General features: G+C 39.7%; 21 protein-coding genes. 11 read left to right on the top strand and 10 right to left on the bottom strand.

The annotated features are described in order from the left end of the window. The first annotated feature begins 25 nt into the window (after positions 1-25). A complete protein-coding gene (locus HCN_RS01430; protein WP_014666330.1) occupies positions 26-436 on the top strand; it encodes a glycosyltransferase in 411 nt (136 codons plus the stop codon). Here the strand turns inward: HCN_RS01430 and hemW are convergent. Next, positions 419-1,573, bottom strand: coding sequence for a radical SAM family heme chaperone HemW (gene hemW, locus HCN_RS01425; RefSeq protein WP_014666329.1), 1,155 nt, complete (start codon positions 1,571-1,573; stop codon positions 419-421). The genes HCN_RS01430 and hemW overlap by 18 nt on opposite strands. A gap of 110 nt (positions 1,574-1,683) precedes the next feature. Here hemW and HCN_RS01420 point away from each other — a divergent pair, with 110 nt between their 5' ends. The 9 genes from HCN_RS01420 to HCN_RS01380 all read left to right on the top strand — a co-directional run bounded on the left by HCN_RS01420 (position 1,684) and on the right by HCN_RS01380 (position 12,356). Then, positions 1,684-2,178, top strand: coding sequence for an RNA pyrophosphohydrolase (locus tag HCN_RS01420; RefSeq protein WP_002957241.1), 495 nt, complete (start codon positions 1,684-1,686; stop codon positions 2,176-2,178). A 69-nt stretch (positions 2,179-2,247) separates the two neighbouring features. Next, positions 2,248-3,453 carry an aspartate kinase gene (locus tag HCN_RS01415; protein WP_002957242.1) on the top strand — a complete coding sequence of 402 codons (1,206 nt, stop codon included), beginning with the start codon at positions 2,248-2,250 and terminating at the stop codon, positions 3,451-3,453. Positions 3,454-3,466: 13 nt separating this feature from the next. Then, a complete protein-coding gene (locus HCN_RS01410; protein WP_002957243.1) occupies positions 3,467-4,015 on the top strand; it encodes a HobA family DNA replication regulator in 549 nt (182 codons plus the stop codon). Between the two features lie 7 nt (positions 4,016-4,022). Then, positions 4,023-4,643 (top strand): DNA polymerase III subunit delta', encoded by a 621-nt coding sequence (locus tag HCN_RS01405; protein WP_014666328.1) that lies wholly within the window; start codon positions 4,023-4,025, stop codon positions 4,641-4,643. An 11-nt stretch (positions 4,644-4,654) separates the two neighbouring features. Further along, positions 4,655-5,812, top strand: a complete 1,158-nt coding sequence (folP, locus tag HCN_RS01400; protein WP_173363058.1) for a dihydropteroate synthase — start codon at positions 4,655-4,657, stop codon at positions 5,810-5,812. Next, positions 5,805-6,791, top strand: a complete 987-nt coding sequence (locus tag HCN_RS01395; RefSeq protein WP_014666326.1) for a hypothetical protein — start codon at positions 5,805-5,807, stop codon at positions 6,789-6,791. Before folP ends, HCN_RS01395 begins: the two co-directional genes overlap by 8 nt. 82 nt (positions 6,792-6,873) lie before the next feature. After that, positions 6,874-8,199, top strand: coding sequence for a TolC family protein (locus HCN_RS01390; protein WP_014667510.1), 1,326 nt, complete (start codon positions 6,874-6,876; stop codon positions 8,197-8,199). Further along, complete coding sequence (locus tag HCN_RS01385) at positions 8,196-9,290, top strand: efflux RND transporter periplasmic adaptor subunit (protein ID WP_014666325.1); 1,095 nt, start codon at positions 8,196-8,198, stop codon at positions 9,288-9,290. The genes HCN_RS01390 and HCN_RS01385 overlap by 4 nt, the downstream gene beginning before the upstream one ends. Next, positions 9,291-12,356 (top strand): efflux RND transporter permease subunit, encoded by a 3,066-nt coding sequence (locus HCN_RS01380; RefSeq protein ID WP_014666324.1) that lies wholly within the window; start codon positions 9,291-9,293, stop codon positions 12,354-12,356. Here HCN_RS01380 and HCN_RS01375 read toward each other — a convergent pair. The 9 genes from HCN_RS01375 to HCN_RS01340 all read right to left on the bottom strand — a co-directional run bounded on the left by HCN_RS01375 (position 12,353) and on the right by HCN_RS01340 (position 19,700). Then, positions 12,353-12,832 (bottom strand): hypothetical protein, encoded by a 480-nt coding sequence (locus tag HCN_RS01375; protein ID WP_014666323.1) that lies wholly within the window; start codon positions 12,830-12,832, stop codon positions 12,353-12,355. The two genes, HCN_RS01380 and HCN_RS01375, sit on opposite strands and share 4 nt — an antisense overlap. A 253-nt stretch (positions 12,833-13,085) precedes the next feature. After that, complete coding sequence (locus HCN_RS12335; protein ID WP_002957252.1) at positions 13,086-13,208, bottom strand: hypothetical protein; 123 nt, start codon at positions 13,206-13,208, stop codon at positions 13,086-13,088. Between the two features lie 49 nt (positions 13,209-13,257). Further along, positions 13,258-13,872 carry a YqiA/YcfP family alpha/beta fold hydrolase gene (locus HCN_RS01370; protein ID WP_014666322.1) on the bottom strand — a complete coding sequence of 205 codons (615 nt, stop codon included), beginning with the start codon at positions 13,870-13,872 and terminating at the stop codon, positions 13,258-13,260. Between the two features lie 18 nt (positions 13,873-13,890). Continuing rightward, positions 13,891-14,628 carry a pseudouridine synthase family protein gene (locus tag HCN_RS01365; RefSeq protein ID WP_002957254.1) on the bottom strand — a complete coding sequence of 246 codons (738 nt, stop codon included), beginning with the start codon at positions 14,626-14,628 and terminating at the stop codon, positions 13,891-13,893. Next, positions 14,618-15,814, bottom strand: a complete 1,197-nt coding sequence (waaA, locus tag HCN_RS01360; RefSeq protein ID WP_014667509.1) for a lipid IV(A) 3-deoxy-D-manno-octulosonic acid transferase — start codon at positions 15,812-15,814, stop codon at positions 14,618-14,620. The genes HCN_RS01365 and waaA overlap by 11 nt, the downstream gene beginning before the upstream one ends. Before the next feature lie 93 nt (positions 15,815-15,907). Further along, positions 15,908-16,657 carry a zinc ribbon domain-containing protein gene (locus HCN_RS01355; protein WP_002957256.1) on the bottom strand — a complete coding sequence of 250 codons (750 nt, stop codon included), beginning with the start codon at positions 16,655-16,657 and terminating at the stop codon, positions 15,908-15,910. A 31-nt stretch (positions 16,658-16,688) separates the two neighbouring features. Further along, positions 16,689-17,477: a Nif3-like dinuclear metal center hexameric protein gene (locus tag HCN_RS01350; protein WP_002957257.1), complete on the bottom strand. Its 789-nt coding sequence runs from the start codon at positions 17,475-17,477 to the stop codon at positions 16,689-16,691. Between the two features lie 33 nt (positions 17,478-17,510). Then, positions 17,511-18,392 (bottom strand): homoserine O-succinyltransferase, encoded by an 882-nt coding sequence (locus HCN_RS01345; protein ID WP_002957258.1) that lies wholly within the window; start codon positions 18,390-18,392, stop codon positions 17,511-17,513. Between the two features lie 18 nt (positions 18,393-18,410). Further along, positions 18,411-19,700: an O-acetylhomoserine aminocarboxypropyltransferase/cysteine synthase family protein gene (locus tag HCN_RS01340; RefSeq protein ID WP_002957259.1), complete on the bottom strand. Its 1,290-nt coding sequence runs from the start codon at positions 19,698-19,700 to the stop codon at positions 18,411-18,413. Here HCN_RS01340 and HCN_RS11180 point away from each other — a divergent pair. Beyond that, the gene (locus HCN_RS11180; RefSeq protein WP_133248807.1) at positions 19,681-19,953 is read left to right on the top strand and encodes a hypothetical protein; all 273 of its coding nucleotides are present in this window, start codon (positions 19,681-19,683) and stop codon (positions 19,951-19,953) included. The genes HCN_RS01340 and HCN_RS11180 overlap by 20 nt on opposite strands. Positions 19,954-20,109: the final 156 nt, after the last annotated feature.

Below are 20,109 nucleotides of genomic sequence, written 5' to 3'. Positions count from 1 at the left end.
ATTAATATTATGTACGATAAGCAAAATGCAGATTCTAGAGTGGCAAAAGCAAGGGATTATAGAGTATCTAGGCGAGACAAAAGATGTTCGCCCATTTTTAGAATCTAGCTCTTGCGTAGTGTTACCAAGCTATAGAGAAGGGGTAAGTGTGAGTTTGCTAGAGGCTATGAGCTTTGGCAAACCCATCATCACAAGCAATGCAAGTGGCTGCAAGCATTTAGTAAGAGAGTTTGACAATGGCTACTCTAATGGCTTTTTGTGTGAAGTGTGTGATGCAAAATCCCTAGCAAATGCTATGCGAGAGTTTATCACCTTAGATTCCACCACAAGGGAGGCAATGGGGCAAAACGCAAGGGATTTTGTGTGTGAAAACTATAATATCCAACGCATTATTGACACTTATCACCACGCCTGTGTTTCACGCTCTAGCAAATAGCCACAAAGCTATCTCATCGCTTAAAAATAGCTCGTTTGCCACCAAAAACTCTTCTCCCTTTTCTTCTCTTTTTTCTTGGCGGATATGGCATTTGCCTCCGCTAAGCAAGAATCCTATGTGCTTTTCCATCGCCACTTTGTCCATAAACAACTCTTCTAAAACGCTCATCTTAACACCCACAGCACAACGCAACCCAAGCATAATATTTTCCATACATAAATCCCTTTGGCTTAAAGCTTCAACAAGCCTTTTGCGTGGTGTTTTTATGTAGTTTGCCAATTGCGGATACGCTCTCAATCGCCTATTGCTAAGCCTTCCCACAGCTCCAGCCCCACAGCCTATATATTCCCTGCCCTGCCAATAGCCTAGATTATGTTTGCACTGCTTAGAATCTCCATTTGGCTTAGAATCCACCCCCAACTTAGAATCTTTAGCATAGTTTGACACTTCATATTGAGAAAATCCCGCCTTTTCTAGCAACTCCCTAGCAAAAAAGCAAAAGTCATCTTTAGATTCTAAATCTTGTGAAAAACGTTTGGAATCTAGGGCAAAGCGTGAGCCTTCATCAATACTTAAAGCATAGATAGAAATATGTGATATAGGCAGTTTCAGGGTGTTTGTAATATCAGCTTCAACCACCTTTTTAGAATCTAGCGGTGTATTTGTGATAATATCACAGCTCAGATTCTTAAAGCCCACACTGAAGGCATATTCCACATTCAACGCAATATCTTTTGCTTTGTGTTCCCTTTGTAAAAAGGCGAGTTTATTTTCATTAAAGCTTTGAATCCCTATGCTTAAGCGATTTGCCCCAAGCGAAAGCAAGTCTTTGCACCACGCAAGATTGAGTAGATTCACATTGCATTCAAGGCTAATCTCGCAATCCCTAGCCACATTCGCATTTGTATAAATACTCTCAAAAATCTTTTCATAATACTTAGAATCTAAAAAATTTGGTGTCCCACCACCAAAAAAAATAGAAGTAATACTCTGCGTATTGCCCCTAAGGCTATGGTGTATATCTTCACGCAATGCCCTAACATACGCCTCTATCTCACCCTCTCTATCCACAAAAGAATTAAATGCACAATAGCCACATTTGCTAGAACAAAAAGGTATATGAATATAAAGTAACATTTTTTATCCTTCATATATTGTAAATGCTTATAGATTCTCTTCTTACTTCATTATTAGGCATTATACCTTATAATACCGAGCAAAATGGTAGGACAAAAAAGGCTATGAGTATGGATTCAAACACAACACAGGGTAATGAAGCAAGAAAATATCGTCCAAATGTCGCTGCTGTACTCCTCTCAAGCGTGTATCCTAGGGAATGTCGCTTTTTCATCGCCCAACGCTGTGATATTAAGGGAGCGTGGCAGTTTCCACAAGGTGGGATTGACGAGGGGGAAAGCCCTAGGGCAGCCCTTTTTAGAGAATTAAGAGAAGAGATTGGCACTGATGAAGTAGAGGTGCTAAGTGAATGTCCGCATTGGATTCAATATGACTTCCCAAAAACAATGGCAAAAAAAATGTATGTGGGCTTTGCAGGGCAGATTCAAAAATACTTCCTTGTGCGACTGAAAAATGATAATGCGATAAATATCCAAACAGAACACCCCGAATTTGACAAATATGAGTTTGTAACGCAAAAGGGCTTGTTTGAAAGGGTAACACATTTTAAAAAAGAAGTGTATAAGCAGGTGCTGGGGCATTTCAAAAAAGAAGGTTATCTTTAATTTTAAGCAAGAAGATTCTATGATTGCGGACTTATTTTACACACTAAGGATTATAATGCAAGGATTGTTATGCTAATCGTGCAGAAATATGGTGGCACAAGTATGGGGGATTGCGATAGGATAAGCAATGTCGCCAGAAAAGTCTTGCAACGCAAGGCACAAGGGCATAGCCTTGTTGTTGTGGTGAGTGCGATGAGTGGGGAGACAGATAGGCTTATTAACTTCACACAGCATTTTACCCCACTGCCAAATACGCGTGAAGTAGATATGGTGCTAAGCTCCGGAGAGCGAGTAACTGCCGCTCTTTTAGCCATTGCTTTAGAATCTATGGGGATTAAAGCCATATCCTTAAGTGGGCGAGGAGCTGGGATAATTACTGATGAGTTTCACACAAAAGCACGGATTGAATACATTGATACTACAAAAATTTTTCATCTTTTAAATCAAGATTATGTCGTAGTCGTGGCTGGATTCCAAGGGATAAGTCAGCACGGGGAAGTAACGACACTTGGGCGTGGAGGGAGCGATCTATCAGCCGTGGCGATAGCTGGGGCATTAAACGCTTCTGTATGTGAGATTTATAGCGATGTAGATGGAATCTACACAACCGACCCACGCATCGTTAAAAACGCAAAAAAACTAGAAAAAATAAGCTATGATGAAATGCTAGAGCTTGCGTCTATGGGGGCAAAAGTCCTGCTTAATCGCTCTGTGGAATTAGCTAAAAAGCTTAATGTCAAGCTCATCTCGGCAAGTTCTTTTAGCCAAAGTGAAGGCACACTGATTACCAAAGAGGAGGACATTATGGAAAAACCGATCGTTAGTGGCGTGGCATTAGATAAAAATCAAGCACGAGTGAGCCTTGCTGATGTGCAAGATCGCCCGGGCATTGCCGCGGATATTTTTGGGCTTTTGGCTGATAATAATATTAATGTAGATATGATTGTCCAAACCATAGGACGCGATGGCAAAACCGATATTGACTTTACAATCCCAAAAACTGAAGTCGCCCTGACACAACAGGTGCTTGAAAAATTTAAAGATGATTTTGGCAGCATAGAGTATGATAATGACATTGCCAAAGTCTCTATTGTAGGGGTGGGTATGAAGTCTCACTCTGGCGTAGCTAGCACAGCTTTTAAGGCGTTAGCAGAAGATAATATTAACATTATGATGATAAGCACAAGCGAGATAAAAATCTCAATGATTATTGACGCAGAGTTTGCAGAAACAGCGGTTCGGAAGATTCACAGCGTGTATCGCCTAGAAGAATAAAAGCGGAGAATCTATGGAGAATATCAGTGATTGGCTTTTAAATACGATTCGTAATGATGAAAAAAGGGGTATTTCAAGCGGTTGGCTTGAAGAAAAACGATTTTTGCTCCTACCAAATATGGCTAGGATTTTAAAGCATATCCTTGAAGGTGGCAGTGTTATTATCCTTACAGATGAGCAAAGAGAGTGGTTTGGGGACTATATCATCACACATATCAATCAGCATCACAAAGGGCGTCCATTTTTCCCCATCGTGCAAATCAAACATTTACACGATATGATAGATTCTAGCAGTAAAGATGGCGGAATACAGGGATTTATGCCACTTATCAATATGCTTGATATGATGTATAGCAACTATCATTTTTGGTATATTGGCAAAAAAAATGCCCGATCGGAGTTTGCCAAACACGATCAGCAAGGTTGGCATTGGATTTTTGATGAAAATGATATTTTTAGCTCCACTGATGAGAAGCTAGACTACAAATTGCTTAATCTCTTCAAGCTCTTTGATAGGGCGATTCTAGCGGCAATGCTTGATAAAATATCACTTGATATTTAGGGCAAATATGATAGGGATCATTCACATCACGCAGCATTTTGCCCCACTCATTGAAGAGCTTGTTTTGGGCTATGAAGAGCAGTATGTTGAAGTATTTGAAAGAGAAGATTTTAAGATTGATGATGCAAAGGAAGTCATCGCACAAAGCTACCTTACACGCGAGAAGCAAAGCCTTATAATCCTAGCAGCAAACAAATACAATCACGCCGCACAAAATGCCCTGCTTAAAATCATTGAAGAGCCTCCTAGCAAGATTCAATTTATCCTTATAGCAAAAAACAAAAATGCCCTATTGCCTACAATCCGCTCAAGAATGCGTATCATCACACATAAAAGCAACTTAGAGCTACCGCCCTTTGCCCTTAATGTAAAAAAGCTTAGCCTCCAAGAGATTTATCATTTTTGCAAACAAAATGAGGGCAAAGCCCCAAGCAAAGAAGAAACAAAACTCCAAATAGAATCCTTGCTTTTTGCATTAAATGAAGCAGAGATTAAACTCACACACAGAGAGCTAAGCCTATTTGATACAGCCATTAAGCTTAATCAAAATGACGCCGCAGAAAAGCATAACTATATTTTCCTGCCCCTACTGCTTAGAATCTACCAAAAACAAAAGAGCCTACAATGACACATCAAGTAATAAGGGTGCAAAAAATCAATACCCACGCCATTCCACAAGCTATAAAACAAATAGGTGCGGATAGAATCGGGCAGAAAATTATGAGTAAAAAGTCCCAGATTCTAGGCTTTGAGATTAAAGACTTAAGCTTTGAAGCTTTAAATATTTTAAAACAAGAAGCTTTAAGCATTGGTGGGGATTGTGCCACACCGCGAGGCTGCATCAAACATCAGGGCGAGAAAAAAGCTATCCTTATTGTAACGCCTTCCCAGCTTGAAAAGCTTATCCACAAACTTGCCTATCAGCCCTTTGGACTAAAAGATTTACGCTTAAAGCTTAAGGCGCATTTAGATTCTAATCATTTAGAATTTGTTAGCAAAGATTCTAAAATACGCTCGATGATTATGGCGATTGTCAATGTAACACCTGATAGCTTTTATGCCCCCTCACGCCAAGACACACAAGGGGCAAAGGATAGAATCCACGCCCTTTTAGCAAAAGAAGTAGGCATTATTGACATTGGTGGGGCAAGCTCGCGTCCGGGCAGTGAGCTTATAGATTCACAAAGTGAGATTATGCGACTTGAGCCTATAATTGAGTATATTCACACAAACAAGCTTTATGAAAAAGCAGAATTTAGCATAGATACTTATAATCCCAAGACGGCTGATTATGCCCTAAACAAGGGCTTTACAATCATTAATGATATTAGCGGTTTTGCAGATGAAGAGATGTTTAAAGCCGCACAAAAGCATAAGGCTAAAGTGATACTTATGCACTCTAAAGGCACACCAAAGACAATGCAGAATCTCACGCAATATGATGATATTTTTGCCGAAATAGACAGCTTCTTTGCAGAGAAAATAGAAAAATGCAAAGCTTACAATATACAAAATATTATCCTTGATATTGGCTTTGGCTTTGCAAAAACTACACAACAGAATCTTGCGTTGATTAAGCATTTATCGCATTTTTTGCACTTTGGATTCCCTTTGCTTGTGGGGGCTAGTCGCAAAACTACCATAGGAGAAATTACCGGTAGAGATACGCAAGATAGGCTGGCAGGGAGCTTGGCACTGCATTTATGTGCGTTGCAAAATGGAGCGAGTATCCTGCGTATGCACGATGAAGATTCGCATATTGATATGGTAAAAATCTATAAGGCTTTGTATGAATGATGCAAATGACATAAAACAAGTGAAAGCCTTTCTGCTTCGCCAAGGGCATACACAAGAGGAGATTGATAGACTTGAGCAAGATGATATTGTAAAGCTCTATGAAAAAGACACCCGCGAGAATACCCTTAATTTTTTACACTATATGAGCGAAGATGAATTTGTCGTAACAAGCACACTTGATGAGGCTGATATTGGGGAGCTTAAGCTCAAAGTCTGTGAAAATGCCAAAGACACACTTGCCCTTATTGATGTTATCAAGGGGGGATTTGATGATTTTAGCTATGCGGATATTGCTGATATTTTAACGCTAAGTATCAAAAATGTATCTGCTCATAAATTGCAGAGAATCTTGCGGATTGCCTATCGTGAGTTTCAAGAAATTTTGCTTGATAGGATTTCCAAACATCTTAAAGAATTGCCTATTGAAGAATATAAGGTAATGATGAATCATTATGAAAAAATCCGCAACGACACGCACAGACTACAAAATACAATCCAAGAGTTAAGCGATGAGACGAAAAAACAACAGATTCTTGATATGGCACATTTTAAATTGCGTATTGTCAAAAATTTTATGTCTAAAAATATCTTTAATGACACTTACAAGGAATATCTCAACAACACGCCAGAAAAGCTCCAGCTCGTTGCTGAAGTCCTATCCTTAACAGGAATGTATTCCAAGAATTATCTTAAAAATCTTCCTACAGAAGAGTTAGAAGATATGAGAGATAAGCTCATTGAAGATAAGAAGCAAGACGAACGCGACCAAAAAATCTTCACGCAATACACACAAATGCTTGATGAATCTATATATGGGCAAGATGAACAGGAATTTAGCGATGTGTGTGTGAATATTATTACAAGCCTTAATCAAAAGCAGATTCTTATGATTAGCGAATACCTAAACGCTAAGAATCCCGTATATGTTAATCGTTTCAACACCCTTTTGCGAGATTTTAAGAAAAGTTTGAAACATTAAAATGTAAAAAAATGTGAAACATTATCAAAAATGTGAAAAAATACTCTATAATAAACCCCCAAAAATCAATAAGGACATTCTAATGAAATATCTTTACGCCCTATTCTTGTGCGTAAGCTTTATATATGCAGATTCTGAATTTGTAGATTTTAATAAGCTTGAATCCGACTTCCATATCTACACGCCCAAAAATAAACAAACACTGAATCTTAATGAGTTCATAGAACGCGTTGAGAAAAATTCCATTAATCTTGCCAAGTCTCGTGCTTTAACCCAAAGCCTTTTGTATGAGGGCAAGGCAATGCGTTCGTGGAATGCAAGCTATGTAGATGCAGAGACTAGTCAAGTCAAATCACCAAGCGGAGGCAAAGAGCTTGAAAATACCATTTTGCTTACGCTCACACCGCGTCTGCCGTGGGTAACCTACACTCTAGCACAAAGCTACCAAAATAAGATTTTAAGACAGGAGAAGTCTTATGAGCTTACCAAACGCCTAGCCCTTATCACCGCTAAGCGTTTGTATTTAGACTACCTTGTTTTAAAAGAGCAGCACCAAATCTACACAAACCGCTATGAAAATGCCAAAAATCAGCTCAAAATCTCGCAAGTGCAGTATGAAGCCGGACGCATAAGCAAATCACAATACCTTTTCTTTAAAAGCGATTTTTTAGCTACAAAAGTAGCCCTTAAAACTTCGCATACTGATATGATAAACACCCTGAACGCACTGAAAGTCATTTTAGGCATTACCACGCAGGATAGCGATTTAGTCGTTGATGGCTTGGAATTTGCGTTTTTGCAATTTGATAATGCTAACCTTGAAAAGCACCTAGAGCAGAATCTCTACCTTGATATTGTTGCCCTTGATGTGAAAGATTATCAATATAGTGCAAGTGTCGCTTCACAATCGCGATTTGATAGCATTGAAATTGGTGGTGGTATTGTGGCTTCAGAATCAAGTGAAGGCATTATTGCAAAAGTTAAGATTCCCATTCCGCTTACGACAAAATATGGCAACCAAAAGGCGATGTATCTTGCCTTGCAAAGTGGCTCTATACGAGAGGGCGAGATTCTAAAAGATTCTTTATTTACTAATGCCAACTCCTACCTAGCACAGCTTGATAATAAAAAAGAGATTATAGCCCTAGCAAAAGATAATGAAAATAATCGTGCCGAGCTTAGCGAAATTGCACGCATTGGCTATGAGGCGGGAAAAACAAGTGCGTTTGAATATTTAAGCGTGAAAAACGAACATCTCAACTCTATGATTGCCACCACTCAAGCAAAACGCGATTATGTCCAAACACTCGCCAAGCTAGAAGAAACGCTAAGCTCAGTGCTAAATCTTACCAAGGTTCAAGCGCTACAAATAAAACCCCACATCAACACATCTAAGGAGCAAAAATGAATCCTATAAAATCCCTTTGGCTACTTCCAGCTGTGCTTATACATTTTGCTTTTAGTTTTGAAGAAATTGCAATCTCTCAAGAAGAGACAGCCAAAAATGGCATAAAGGTTATTCCGCTTAATCAAGCCTTTAATACAAAGGGTGTGCCTTTTAACGCCCTTATTGACTTTGATGATAAGACTTCAATCACACAAAGCTCAAGCTTTGAAACCATCGTGGTGAATATCTACAAACGCGAGGGAGAGAGCGTAAAAGAAGGGGATTTAATCTGCGATATTAGCTCAAATGAGCTAAGTGCGTTATTTTTTGAGCTGACAAATACGCAAGAAAGGCTCAAAATCGCCGCCGAAAATGAACGCAAAGATAAAGCCTTGTATAAGGCAGGTGTGATTTCAAAGCGTGAGTATCAGTTAAGCTATCTTGCGATGAATGAGCTGCGACTTAAGCTTAATGAGATTAAATCAAAGCTTGATTTGCTAGGCATTGATCCTAAATTTATAAATAAAGGCTCTCAAGGCAAGTATGGTTATCCCGTTGTAGCTAAAGCTTCTGGAATCTTATCAGTTGCTCCAAAGCAAAGTGGGGAAAAAATCGAAGCCTTTACGCCCTATGTGAGAATCTCAACAAATACAGAAAAAACAAGCAATAGTCTTCTTGGACGAATTAAGATTCCGCTTCATCTCTCGCACAATATCCAAAAAGGAGCGCCACTTTTTGATGATGATGGCAATAAAATCGGCGAGATTGAAGCCTTATCAGTTGTGATTGATAAGGTATCAAATACTATTCTTGCCACGGCAAATATCCGCGATACTAATCTCAAAGTGGGAGAGATGATTGAAGTATATATTGATGGATTGCTGCCTAAAGGCACGATTCTTATTCCCTCATCTGCGGTTATAAAAAATGGCAATGACTATCTTATTTTTATCCAAACTGCCAAAGGATTTAAGCCTACAAAAATTGAAAAAGTAGAAGAGCGGGATAATAGCTTTGTGATTAACCCAAAAGGGCTAAACAATCAAATGAAAATTGCCACAGGTAATATTATAAGCCTTAAAGGTATGATGGACGGGCTTGGGAGACAATAGATGTTAGCAAAAATTATTGAATTTTCCCTGCGTCAAAGAATGATTGTTATCCTTAGTGCGATTATGCTTTTTATATTTGGGACATATTCCTTTTTGACAATCCCCATTGATGCCTTCCCCGATGTATCCTCCACACAAGTAAAAATTATCCTTAAAGCTCCGGGTATGGCACCAGAGGAAGTAGAAAATCGTGTCGTACGTCCTTTGGAGTTAGAACTGCTTGGCTTACCAAATCAAAAAAGTCTGCGTAGTCTTTCAAAATATGGAATCGCTGATATTACTATTGATTTTAATGATGGCACAGATATTTATTTGGCTAGAAATATGGTCAATGAAAAGCTCTCAATGGCTATGGGCGATTTGCCCTCCGGCGTGATTGGGGGACTAGCACCGATTGTAACGCCTTTGAGTGATATGTTTATGTTTACTATTGAAAGCACTGATGATTCAATCTCTGAAGTACAAAAGCGGCAACTCCTTGATTTTACAATCCGCCCAGCATTGAGAAATATCAAAGGTGTAGCTGATGTCAATCGCCTAGGGGGCTATGCTAAAGCCATTGCGATTGTGCCGGATTTTGATGATATGGCACGACTTGGAATCACTATTAGCGATTTGGAGCAGGTGCTAGAGGCAAATCTTAAAAATGACGGAGCTGGACGCGTATCACGAGATGGAGAAAGCTTCCTTGTCAAAGTACAGACAGGCTCTACAAATATAGAAGAGATTAAAAGCATTTCTATTATCACAAAGTTTGGATTCGTGCGTGTGGGGAATTTCTGTGATGTAATTGAAAGCCATATGACACGGCTTGGGCTTGTAACCATTGATGGTAAAGGTGAGACAACACAAGGCTTAGTGCTGTCCCTAAAGGGTGCGAACTCACGCGATGCAATTAAAGAGATAAAAATAAAAATGGAAGAGCTCAAAGCCGAGCTACCTGAAAGTATAGACTTGCGGATTTTCTATGATAGATCCCAACTCACGCAAAAGGCTGTCAATAATGTCATCAAAACCCTTGCTGAAGCGGTTGTGCTTATTGTCATCTTACTCTTTTTGTTTTTAGGTGATGTGCGTGCGGCGGTGGCGGTGAGCGTGATTTTGCCTCTTGCTATTGCTGTGGCTTTTGTGATGATGAGCTATTATGGAATCTCGGCCAACCTTATGAGTCTTGGCGGACTTGCCATTGCGGTTGGAATCTTAGTAGATTCTGCAGTTGTAACTGTGGAAAATGCCTTTGAGAAGTTGAGTCTTGCTAAAAACTCGCCAAAGCTCCACACGATTTATCGTGCGTGCAAGGAAATCTCTGTATCCGTCTTTAGTGGCATCTTAATTATCATCATCTTTTTTGTGCCTATCCTTACACTTGAAGGCTTGGAGGGTAAATTCTTTGTCCCCCTAGCACAAACCATTGTTTTTGCCTTGCTTGGCTCGCTTATCTTATCAATGACGGTTATTCCGGTGATTAGCTCATTTGTGCTAAAGACTTCCCAGCACCACGAGACTAAAGTTACGCAATTTTTCCACAAAATGTATGCACCAATGCTTGATTTTGCTCTCACAAAAACAAAATTTCTGCTTGTTGGTGCGGTGTGCTTCCTTGTCTTTAGCTTTTCGCTTTTTCCATTTATCGGCAGTGCGTTTATGCCAACGCTGCAAGAAGGCGATATTGTGCTAAACATTGAATCTAGCCCATCTATATCGCTTGAGCAAAGCCGTGATGTGATGCTTTTAATGCAAAAAGAGCTACTTTCAAAAGTGCCAGAAATTAAAAGTGTCGTCACAAGAACTGGAGCCGATGAAGTGGGACTTGATCCAGCAGGACCAAATCAAAGTGATGCCTTTATATCCTTTAAGCCAAAAGATGAGTGGGAAGCGGATTCTATGGAAGAGGTGGAAGAGAAAATCCGCTCTGTTATCAATGAATTTAAAGGTATGAATATCGCCCTTGTGCAGCCCATTGATATGAGAATTTCAGAAATGCTTACCGGTGTGCGTGGGGATTTAGCCATTAAAATCTTTGGCTTAGAGATAGATAAGCTTAATGAGTTAAGCTCACAAATTGTGGATATTCTTAAAGGGATTCAAGGCTCTGCGGAAGTTTTTACCACACTTAATAAAGGGGTGAATTATCTCCATGTAACGCCCCAGTATTCCGTTATGGCAAATACAGGAATCTCAAGCGATGAATTTACAAAATTTATGCGTTCAAGTCTGGAAGGCATAATGGTAACTTATATCCCGCAAGGCTTTGCGAGAATCCCCGTCATCATTCGCCAAGATTCTGATATTGCCACTGATATTACAAAGCTTAAAAGTTTGCAGATGAGTTCCCTTGATGGCAATCCTGTGCCTATTAGCTCTGTGGCAAATATTAAAGAAGTAGATGGTCCCGTGCAGATTCAAAGGGAGCAAAGTAAGCGATACAGCGTTGTGCGAAGCAATGTCATTGGGCGAGATTTAGGCGGATTTGTGGAAGAAGCAAAGCAGAAAATCGCCGCACAAGTGCAGTTGCCAGAGGGCTATTCTATCACTTATGGTGGGCAGTTTGAAAACCAGCAACGCGCGAATAAAAGACTTTCAACCGTTATTCCACTGAGTATTTTAGCTATCTTTTTTATCCTCTTTTTTACTTTTAAATCCATTCCTTTGTCTTTGCTGATTTTGCTAAATATCCCATTTGCTGTTACCGGCGGACTTATATCGCTTTTTATCTCAGGCGAATATATCTCCGTCCCAGCATCTGTTGGCTTTATCGCACTTTTTGGTATCGCGGTGTTAAATGGTGTTGTAATGGTGGGTTATTTCTTACAGCTTTTAAAAGAAGGTTATGATCTTAATGATGTTGTGGTGATTGGAGCGAAACGGCGGTTGCGTCCGGTTTTGATGACAGCATTTATCGCCGGACTTGGACTTATCCCTATGCTTTTATCCACAGGTGTGGGAAGTGAAGTGCAAAAGCCCCTAGCGGTGGTGGTGCTAGGGGGGCTTGTTACCTCTTCAATGCTTACATTGCTTATTCTCCCACCACTTTTTAGAATCGTGGTACGAAAATTTGGAATCTAGGCAAAATCGCCTAGAGTGGTGTTAAGCTTTTGACACAGGGCTAGATTTTTAGGCAAAGATTCTAGGCTTTTTTGCTTGAACTCTACAAAACCTAGATTTGTAATCACGCTAGATTCTACAAACACGCATTCTTCAGCATTTAAATCTATGGCGATATTTTTAGCCCTAAAATGCTCTTGTAAAGATTCCAGCTTACTAGCGTTATTCTCTAGCTTCTCACTCTCTACATACATCACCCCGCTCCAAAATCTCCCAGCAAAATAGCCCATAACCACGCTAAAGCAAGGCTTTTCTTGCGGCTGACATATCACATAATATTCCGCCATTTCACTATCTTGGCATATTTTAAGCGAATATTTTTGCTTTTTTAGCTCATCGCTTAACACATTAAGACATAACCGCAATATCTCATCTTGAGCGATTATCATCTCACACGCCATATCCAACACTTTTGCGTTTAATACATTTTGTCGCACACGCACTCCTTTTTTAGAAAATTCATCTTTGCTTTACAAAGACAAGTGGAGTATAAAAAGTAAAGGTAAATATTACTTTTTTAATATTTTTAATAAAAATTAAGCAAAATTTGTGGGCATAAAAGTAACATTGTAGATAAGAATATTTGGAATAAAAGAATAAAAAAAGAGAATTGTCTTATAGGGGGGGGTACATTGAGTGGAAAATCTTTTATGAGCGGTGTAATGTTCCCATCTGCCCAAATCAATGCTTTTATTTTATAGCCACACCTTGTAAGTGGTGGCAACCCATAAACTTGCAAAGCATTTTTTTAAGTGTATTTTGTGCCATATAGCTACCCAAAAGTATTACTGTTGCAATAATGTAAAACTTCATATAGCCTCTCTCCTCCTCTACTCACCCTTAAGTTTGCATATAACCCACATTACTTAAAGAAGAGAGTTTTCTCAAATCTTTGAAGCAAAGCGTTAAATGGCTCTTTGTATGGGTTAAAGTCGGCTATAATGTGTCCGCTTTGAGAATGCAGAATCTCTGCGTAGTTTTGCCAATAGGCTTGTGAGATTCTAGGATTAATCAGCTCATCATTTTGCGAGATACACACGCAGATTTTTATATCCTTTGGCGGAGGGATTTGTAATGCGTGGGCGTAGCTCTGCCAAGATTCTAAAGTGAGTGTAAATGCTTTTTGCGTGGTGGTGTTGGTTTGAGGCTTGTTAATGTATTTTTCAAGCTGGGCTAGGGGCGTTAAAACGGGATTAAAAAGCATCATCGCTTGAGGGGAGGGTATCTCAAAATATGGGGCAAAAAGCGTGAGTTGCCACAGGTAGAATGCCCCCAAAGAGTTGCCTACAAAGCAAAAAGGCTCATTTTCTTTATATTCGCTTAGAAATTGTTCTTTTAAGCTATGGAGGTTTGCTATAAAGTCCCCGCCATTGTCATACACAAGCTGAAAAGGCGTAATGTCTAAGCCCTGTGAGATTCTAAAATAGGCTTGGCAATGGAGTGAAGAGTGGAATCCGTGAGAGTAGAAAAACTGCACGATCGTCCCTTTTGTTATCTAGCCTATATGAAATTCTTGCGGGAGTAGGGAAACAAACTCATAGTCTAAAAGGCGAATTTTATGTGCGTGGAGCATTAGCCGCTTGGCATTGTCATTTGTGTTGCCATAGAGTGTGTCGCCGACAATGGGGTGATTGATACTCTGGCAATGCACACGGATTTGGTGAGTGCGACCAGTGGTGATGATGGCTTGGGCTTGTGTCTTTTTGCCAACAATGCTTAGGGGGGTTAGCTGTGTGTGAGCGGACAGCCCATTTTTATCAATGCGAGACTTGGCAAAGCCCTTTTTTATTGTGGATATGGGCTTATTAATGGTAATAGAATCTGCTAAGATTCCGTGTAGTAGGCAGATGTATTCCTTATAGACAGCCTGTTTTTTAAAGGCTTCTTTGGCTTTGAGATGAAAGGGGCTATTTTCTTGTATGAGTAAAATTACTCCGCTTGTTTGCTTATCAAGCCTGTGGAGTAAGCTCCAACCTTCAAACATATCGCTTAAATCATAAGATTCTATAAATGGGGGCTTATCAAGGGCTAAAATCTGCTTGTCTTCAAAAATGACTTTTGGCTTTTTTATCTCTGCCACTTCAAAATTCGCACTCAAGGGCAGTTCTAGCCTTGCGATAGTGATTTTTTTACCATTGCTTGATACAAGCCCTTTATCAATGAGAGACTTAGCGAGATTATGAGAAATGCACTTGGCTTTGGCTAGGAGCTTATAGGCTTTGTCAGTTGGCATTTTCAATCTTTTGTATAAGGGTAGTAAGCTTGTGAGCTGAATCTAATTTTATAGAGCTTTTTGGGAGTTCCTGCCACCTTGAGAGTGTGTCTTGCAAACTTTGAGGCGGGATTAGCACATAATTTTCCACAGATTCAAAAAGGGCGTATTGATTAAAAATATGCTCCCCGCTTATAAGCTTTGCGTGGAAAAAGGCTGGTTCAAGCGGATTATGTCCGCCGATATTTGGCATAAAGCTCCCACATAAAATTACCACATCGCTAATCGCATAGAGACTATTTAACTCGCCTAGCGTGTCAATCACAATGGCTTGCGCGTTGGATTCAAGTTTATGCTGTGAAAAAAGTGTCGTTTGAAAAAAGCTTTGCGTGAGTTCATAGACTTCCTTAAACCGCTCTGGGTGGCGTGGAGCGATAAGAAGTAATGGGGTTTCTTGCGGGGTGTTTTCTTGGGATTGTGTGTTGGCACAAAGGGCTTTAAAGCTTTCTAAAATCAGCTTTTCTTCGCCCTTATGTGTGCTTGCCGCACAAAAGATAGGGCGATTTGGCTTTGTATAAGTGGCACTAAGGGTTGGGGTATTTAGCATTTTAAGATTCCCAAAAGAGCTGACATTTTTTGCCCCAAGGCTTTCTAACCGCTTTTTATCAACACTGCTTTGTGCTAAGACTTCATCAACAAAAGCAAAAATGCTTTGATAAAAGCCCTTAAAACGCTGATAGCTTTTAAGGGAGCGTTGTGAGATTCTAGCGTTAATAAGCAAAGTGTGGGCGTTGTGAGATTTTGCAACATAAAAAAGCATTTTCCATAATTCCGCTTCTGTTACGATGAGTGCTTGAATCTCGTGCAGATTCTTAGCCCAAAAGGGCAGAAAAATCTCAAAAGGCAAGTAACGCACCATAACGCACAAGCTGGAATCCTGCCTATTTGCATATAAGCGTTTGGCTTCATTAAAGCCCGTGTGTGTGATTGTGGTAATAAGAATAGTGTAGGGTTTTGAATCTAGGGCTTTAAGCAGTGGCTCTAAAGACTTTATCTCGCCATAAGAACAAGCGTGAAACCATAAGTTTGGGGATTTTTCTAGCTTTTTTAACGCTTGAAATGGCGAAAATCTAGCCGGGATAGAATCTCTATGTTTGGCACGAAAGGCAGTGATACATAAAAGGGGGAGAGCGATAAGATACAGCAAAAGGCAGGATAGAAAATATATACAAGGAAAGCTTGGTTTTGTGTTTTTCACTGCGTTTGTCCTGCCTTGCGTGTTTCCCAAAAATGCCTGAGCTTATGCTTCTACTTCCTCTTTTTTGCTTACTGCTTTGCTTTCATTTTGTGGAGCGATATAGAGAATCCTGCCACAATGTGGGCAGTTGATAATATCACTGCCCTTAATGATTTCATTATAAATGGTGTCATTAAGCTTCATAAAGCAGCCACCACAGGCTTGTTTGAAAACCGGTACAACACTTGTATTCCCCGCCCATCGGCGAATCTTGGCATAAAATCCTGTAATTTTACTATCCATTTTTGCACTTAATGTTTCTTTTTTATCAAACAAATCTTGCTGTGCCTTTTTAATCTCTTGGACTTGGCTTTGAGTTTGGGATTCAAGCGTTTGGATAAGAGATTTTAGCTCTTCAAGCTGTGGGGCATAGGCATTTTTCTCTTCTTCTTTAGTGAGTTTCAACGCCTCAAGTCGCTCAATCTCACTATTTGAATGCGTCATATTTTCTTTAGCAATATCAGATTCTACATCTAAGGCACGGATTTCTTTTTCCGTTTTGACTTCCTTTTGCTTTTTAGAGATTTGCTCTAATTTGGCTGAGGCATCTTGGATATTTCTGTCGTGATGAGCGATTTCAAGGTTTATGGCGTGGGCTTCTTGGTTAAGATTCTCAATATTTTTTAGAATCTGGGCTTGTTGGCTAAGCTTCTCATCAAGCTCACTGCGGATTTTTTGAATCTTTGGTCCTAACTCATCAATTTGTATATCATAAGCAGCCACTTGGATAAGGTCTTGTAAATGTTTATTCATCGTGATTCCCTTGTGTTTTGGATTGTCTATTTCAGTCTGTAATGGAGCAAAAATAGAATGGATTTTTACAATCGGCAATTATAGCGTTATATCCTGCATTTTGCAAAATAGATTGAAAAATTTCTACAAAATATTTCTCGCTCTCATAATGCCCCATATCAATAAGGTTTAGTCCATTGCTTTTAGCAATCATCGCATCGTGATGTTTAATATCGCCTGTGATAAGGCAAGTGTGGGGCTTTTGCGGAATGCGTGAAGATAGTGGGCAGCCGCTCCCACACACAACATAGACTCCTTTAATGGAATCTAGGCTGCTAGATTCTTGTGTATTTTCATAAATATCATCGCCCTGTATGTAGCTTACTGCTTTTGCTTGGAGCTTTTGACACACCTGCAAGGCTAGATTTTTTAAGCTTATAGGCTTAATCTCCCCATACATAAAAAAATCCTGTGCTACAAAATGCTCCCATTGCAGAATCTTATGTGTAAGATAGGCGTTAAGATGAGATTTATCAAAATTTGTATGTAGGCTTATTAGGGCACAATTTTTACGCAATAAAATAGAGATAAGATTGCTAGGGTAGCTCCGTGTGTGAATCTGCGTTAAGGGAGTGAAAATCAAAGGGTGGTGTGTAATAACAAGCGTGTTTGGCTTAAGATTCCTAGCAATATCAAGGGTAAGCTCAAGGCATACTACAATGTGGGAAAGTTCATCATCAAATCTGCCTAGATTTAAGCCACTTTTATCCCAAGATTCCTGCGTGTCAAAGGGCGAGATACTCTCGCATAAATCATAAATTTCTTTTAACTTGAACGCCATAAGCCCAACCTTAAAGCAAAATAAAGGGTGGCATTATAACACAAAAGGTGTATCCTGATACACAGAAAAGTTAAGCCAATTTGAGAAAAGCACGCTCGCACTTGACTTCCACGATAATATAGGCTCATTATCTTTGTCAAAATAATCAAGTGGTTTTGCTATCCCTAAGCCCCTAGCTTTATCGCGTTCATATTCTAATCGTAGCGTGTCTTTGGCGTATTCTGGGTGGGCTAGGATATAAAAGTCCCTTTCATCTTTTAACGCACTAATACCGCAAAGCTCACTCTCTAATAGAATTTTCAAACTAGATTTTCTAACCGCATTTTCATCAATCCCAGCGTGCCTTGAATGAGGCATTCTCACAATAGAATCTAGCCCATTTAAAAGCAAATCTTGCGTAATGATTCTGTGTGGAAACACACCAAACACCTTTTCTTTTAGCATAATCTTTGAAATATTGTGAAAGTGATATAGCCCTGCCATAGCCCCCCAGCACAGATACATCGTGCTTGTGCAATGGCTTTTTAGATAGTCCATAATCTCTTGTAGCTCATTCCAATACGCCACATTTTCAAACTCCAAATGCTCAATGGGCGCACCTGTAACAATCGCTCCATCAAACCGCCGCCCTAAAATATCACTAAAATTCACATAGAATCTATCTAAATGGCTTTTTGGCGTGTTTGTGCCGATGTAACTAGCCGTAGATAAAAGCGTGATTTTCACCTGCAAGGGCGAGTTTGCAAGCAGACTTAGAATCTGATTTTCTGTCTCAATCTTTGTAGGCATAAGGTTGATTAAAAGCACTTCAAGCGTCCTAATATCTTGCGTTTTAGCCCTTTTTGCCCCCATAATAAAGGCATTTTGACTAAGTAGGGAATAGGCTGGAATATCTTCTGGGATAACAATTGGCATTTTTGCTCCTTTTAGATTCTATTTTTCTATTGCCTGTTTTAAATCGGCAATCAAGTCTTTGCTAGATTCTAGCCCTATGCTTAGTCTAATCGTGCAAGGTGTGATACCCCCGCTTTGTAGCTCTTTTTCACTTAGTTGAGAATGCGTGGTGGAAGCGGGGTGAATGATTAAAGACTTTGAATCCCCGATATTTACCACCATCGCAAAAATCTCTGTGCTATTGCAAATTTTTTGTGCCACTTCATAGCTTTGTGCTTCAAAGCTAATAAGCCCAGAACTTTGCGAATTGACATAATACTTTTGCAAAAGGGCGTGATACGGGCTAGATTCTAATCCCGGATAGGCTACACTTTTAACCAAACTATGCGATTCTAAGAATCTTGCTACATCTAGTGCATTTTGACTATGCTTTTTAATGCGAAGCTCTAGCGTCTCTAGCCCTTGAAGCAAAATCCACGCTGATTGCGGAGAGAGTGTCGCGCCGATATTTCTAAGCCATTCAGTGATAAGACGAATACTAAAGCAAGGCAGGGGCAATGAAGCATAAACTAGCCCATGATAGCTCACATCTGGGGTATTAAACGCAGGATAACGCGGATTATCTTTAAGTAGCTCATTTAGCCCCACTCGCTCAATCACCGCTCCACCTAACGCACTGCCCTGCCCATTGACATACTTGCTAAGGCTATGCACGGAAATATCCACGCCAAAATCAAAAGGCTTGTGTAAAAAGGCGGTCGCCACCGTGTTATCACAAATGCTTATAATGCGATGCTTCTTAGCAATGGCAGTGATAGCGGTGCTATCAGCGATTGAAATAATGGGATTTGAAATGCTTTCAAAGAAAATCGCCTTTGTTTTAGAATCTATCGCAGATTCTAAAGATGTAATATTATCAATGTCAAATACCCTTGCTTCAATGCCAAAGCGTTTTAGCGTATGTGTGAAAAGTGTCTGTGTGCCGCCATAGATTTTATTAGCAAACACGATATTATCGCCACTCTCCGCACAATTTGCTATCGCATAGAAAATCGCCGCACTGCCACTTGAAGTAGGCACACCAAAGATTCCACCCTCAACCGCTGCAAGTCTCGCACCTAGCACATCAGTCGTGGGATTTGTAAGTCTTGTGTAGATATTGCCTAGCTCTTTTAGTCCAAATCGTGCTGCGGCTTGCTCTAAACTCTCAAAGCAATAAGCGGTGTTTTGATAGATTGGCACACTCATTGTGCGTTGCGTGTCGTAAGTGTATCCTGCGTGCAGGGCGAGTGTGTCTTGGGTGTAGTTGGTGTGTTTTAAATTTGCCATTGTTTCTCCTTATCTTTTTCTTTGCGTTGTCTTTTGGCTAAAATCACAGATTCTACGCTCAAAAGCGACGGCAATTATCTCAAGTAAGCTTCTTGCTTTTTTGCTTGAAAGCCACGATTTTAACTCAAAAACACTTCCACAAATTTCGTGCTTGTCCTTGTGTTTTAAGATTCTAGAATCTTTGATTTGGCGTTCGCCAACGACATCACTGCCGCTAGAATCCCTATGGATTTGGGCTTATACTATCACATAAAAATAAGATTACAATATGTAATGTATAAAATATTACAAAAAATCTCCAAAGTGTAACTTTTTTACATAAAAATAAAAATACGATATGTAGTTTAATTTTTACGCAAATGAGAGATTGTATATAAAATGTTTTAAAGTGTGAGAGTGTTTGGCTAGG

It is taken from the genome of Helicobacter cinaedi PAGU611, assembly GCF_000284635.1.
In the GTDB taxonomy this organism is placed as follows: Bacteria; Campylobacterota; Campylobacteria; order Campylobacterales; family Helicobacteraceae; genus Helicobacter_C; species Helicobacter_C cinaedi.
The sequence above is the reverse complement of the archived record's forward strand: the minus strand, read 5'-3'. Positions and strand labels throughout refer to the sequence as shown.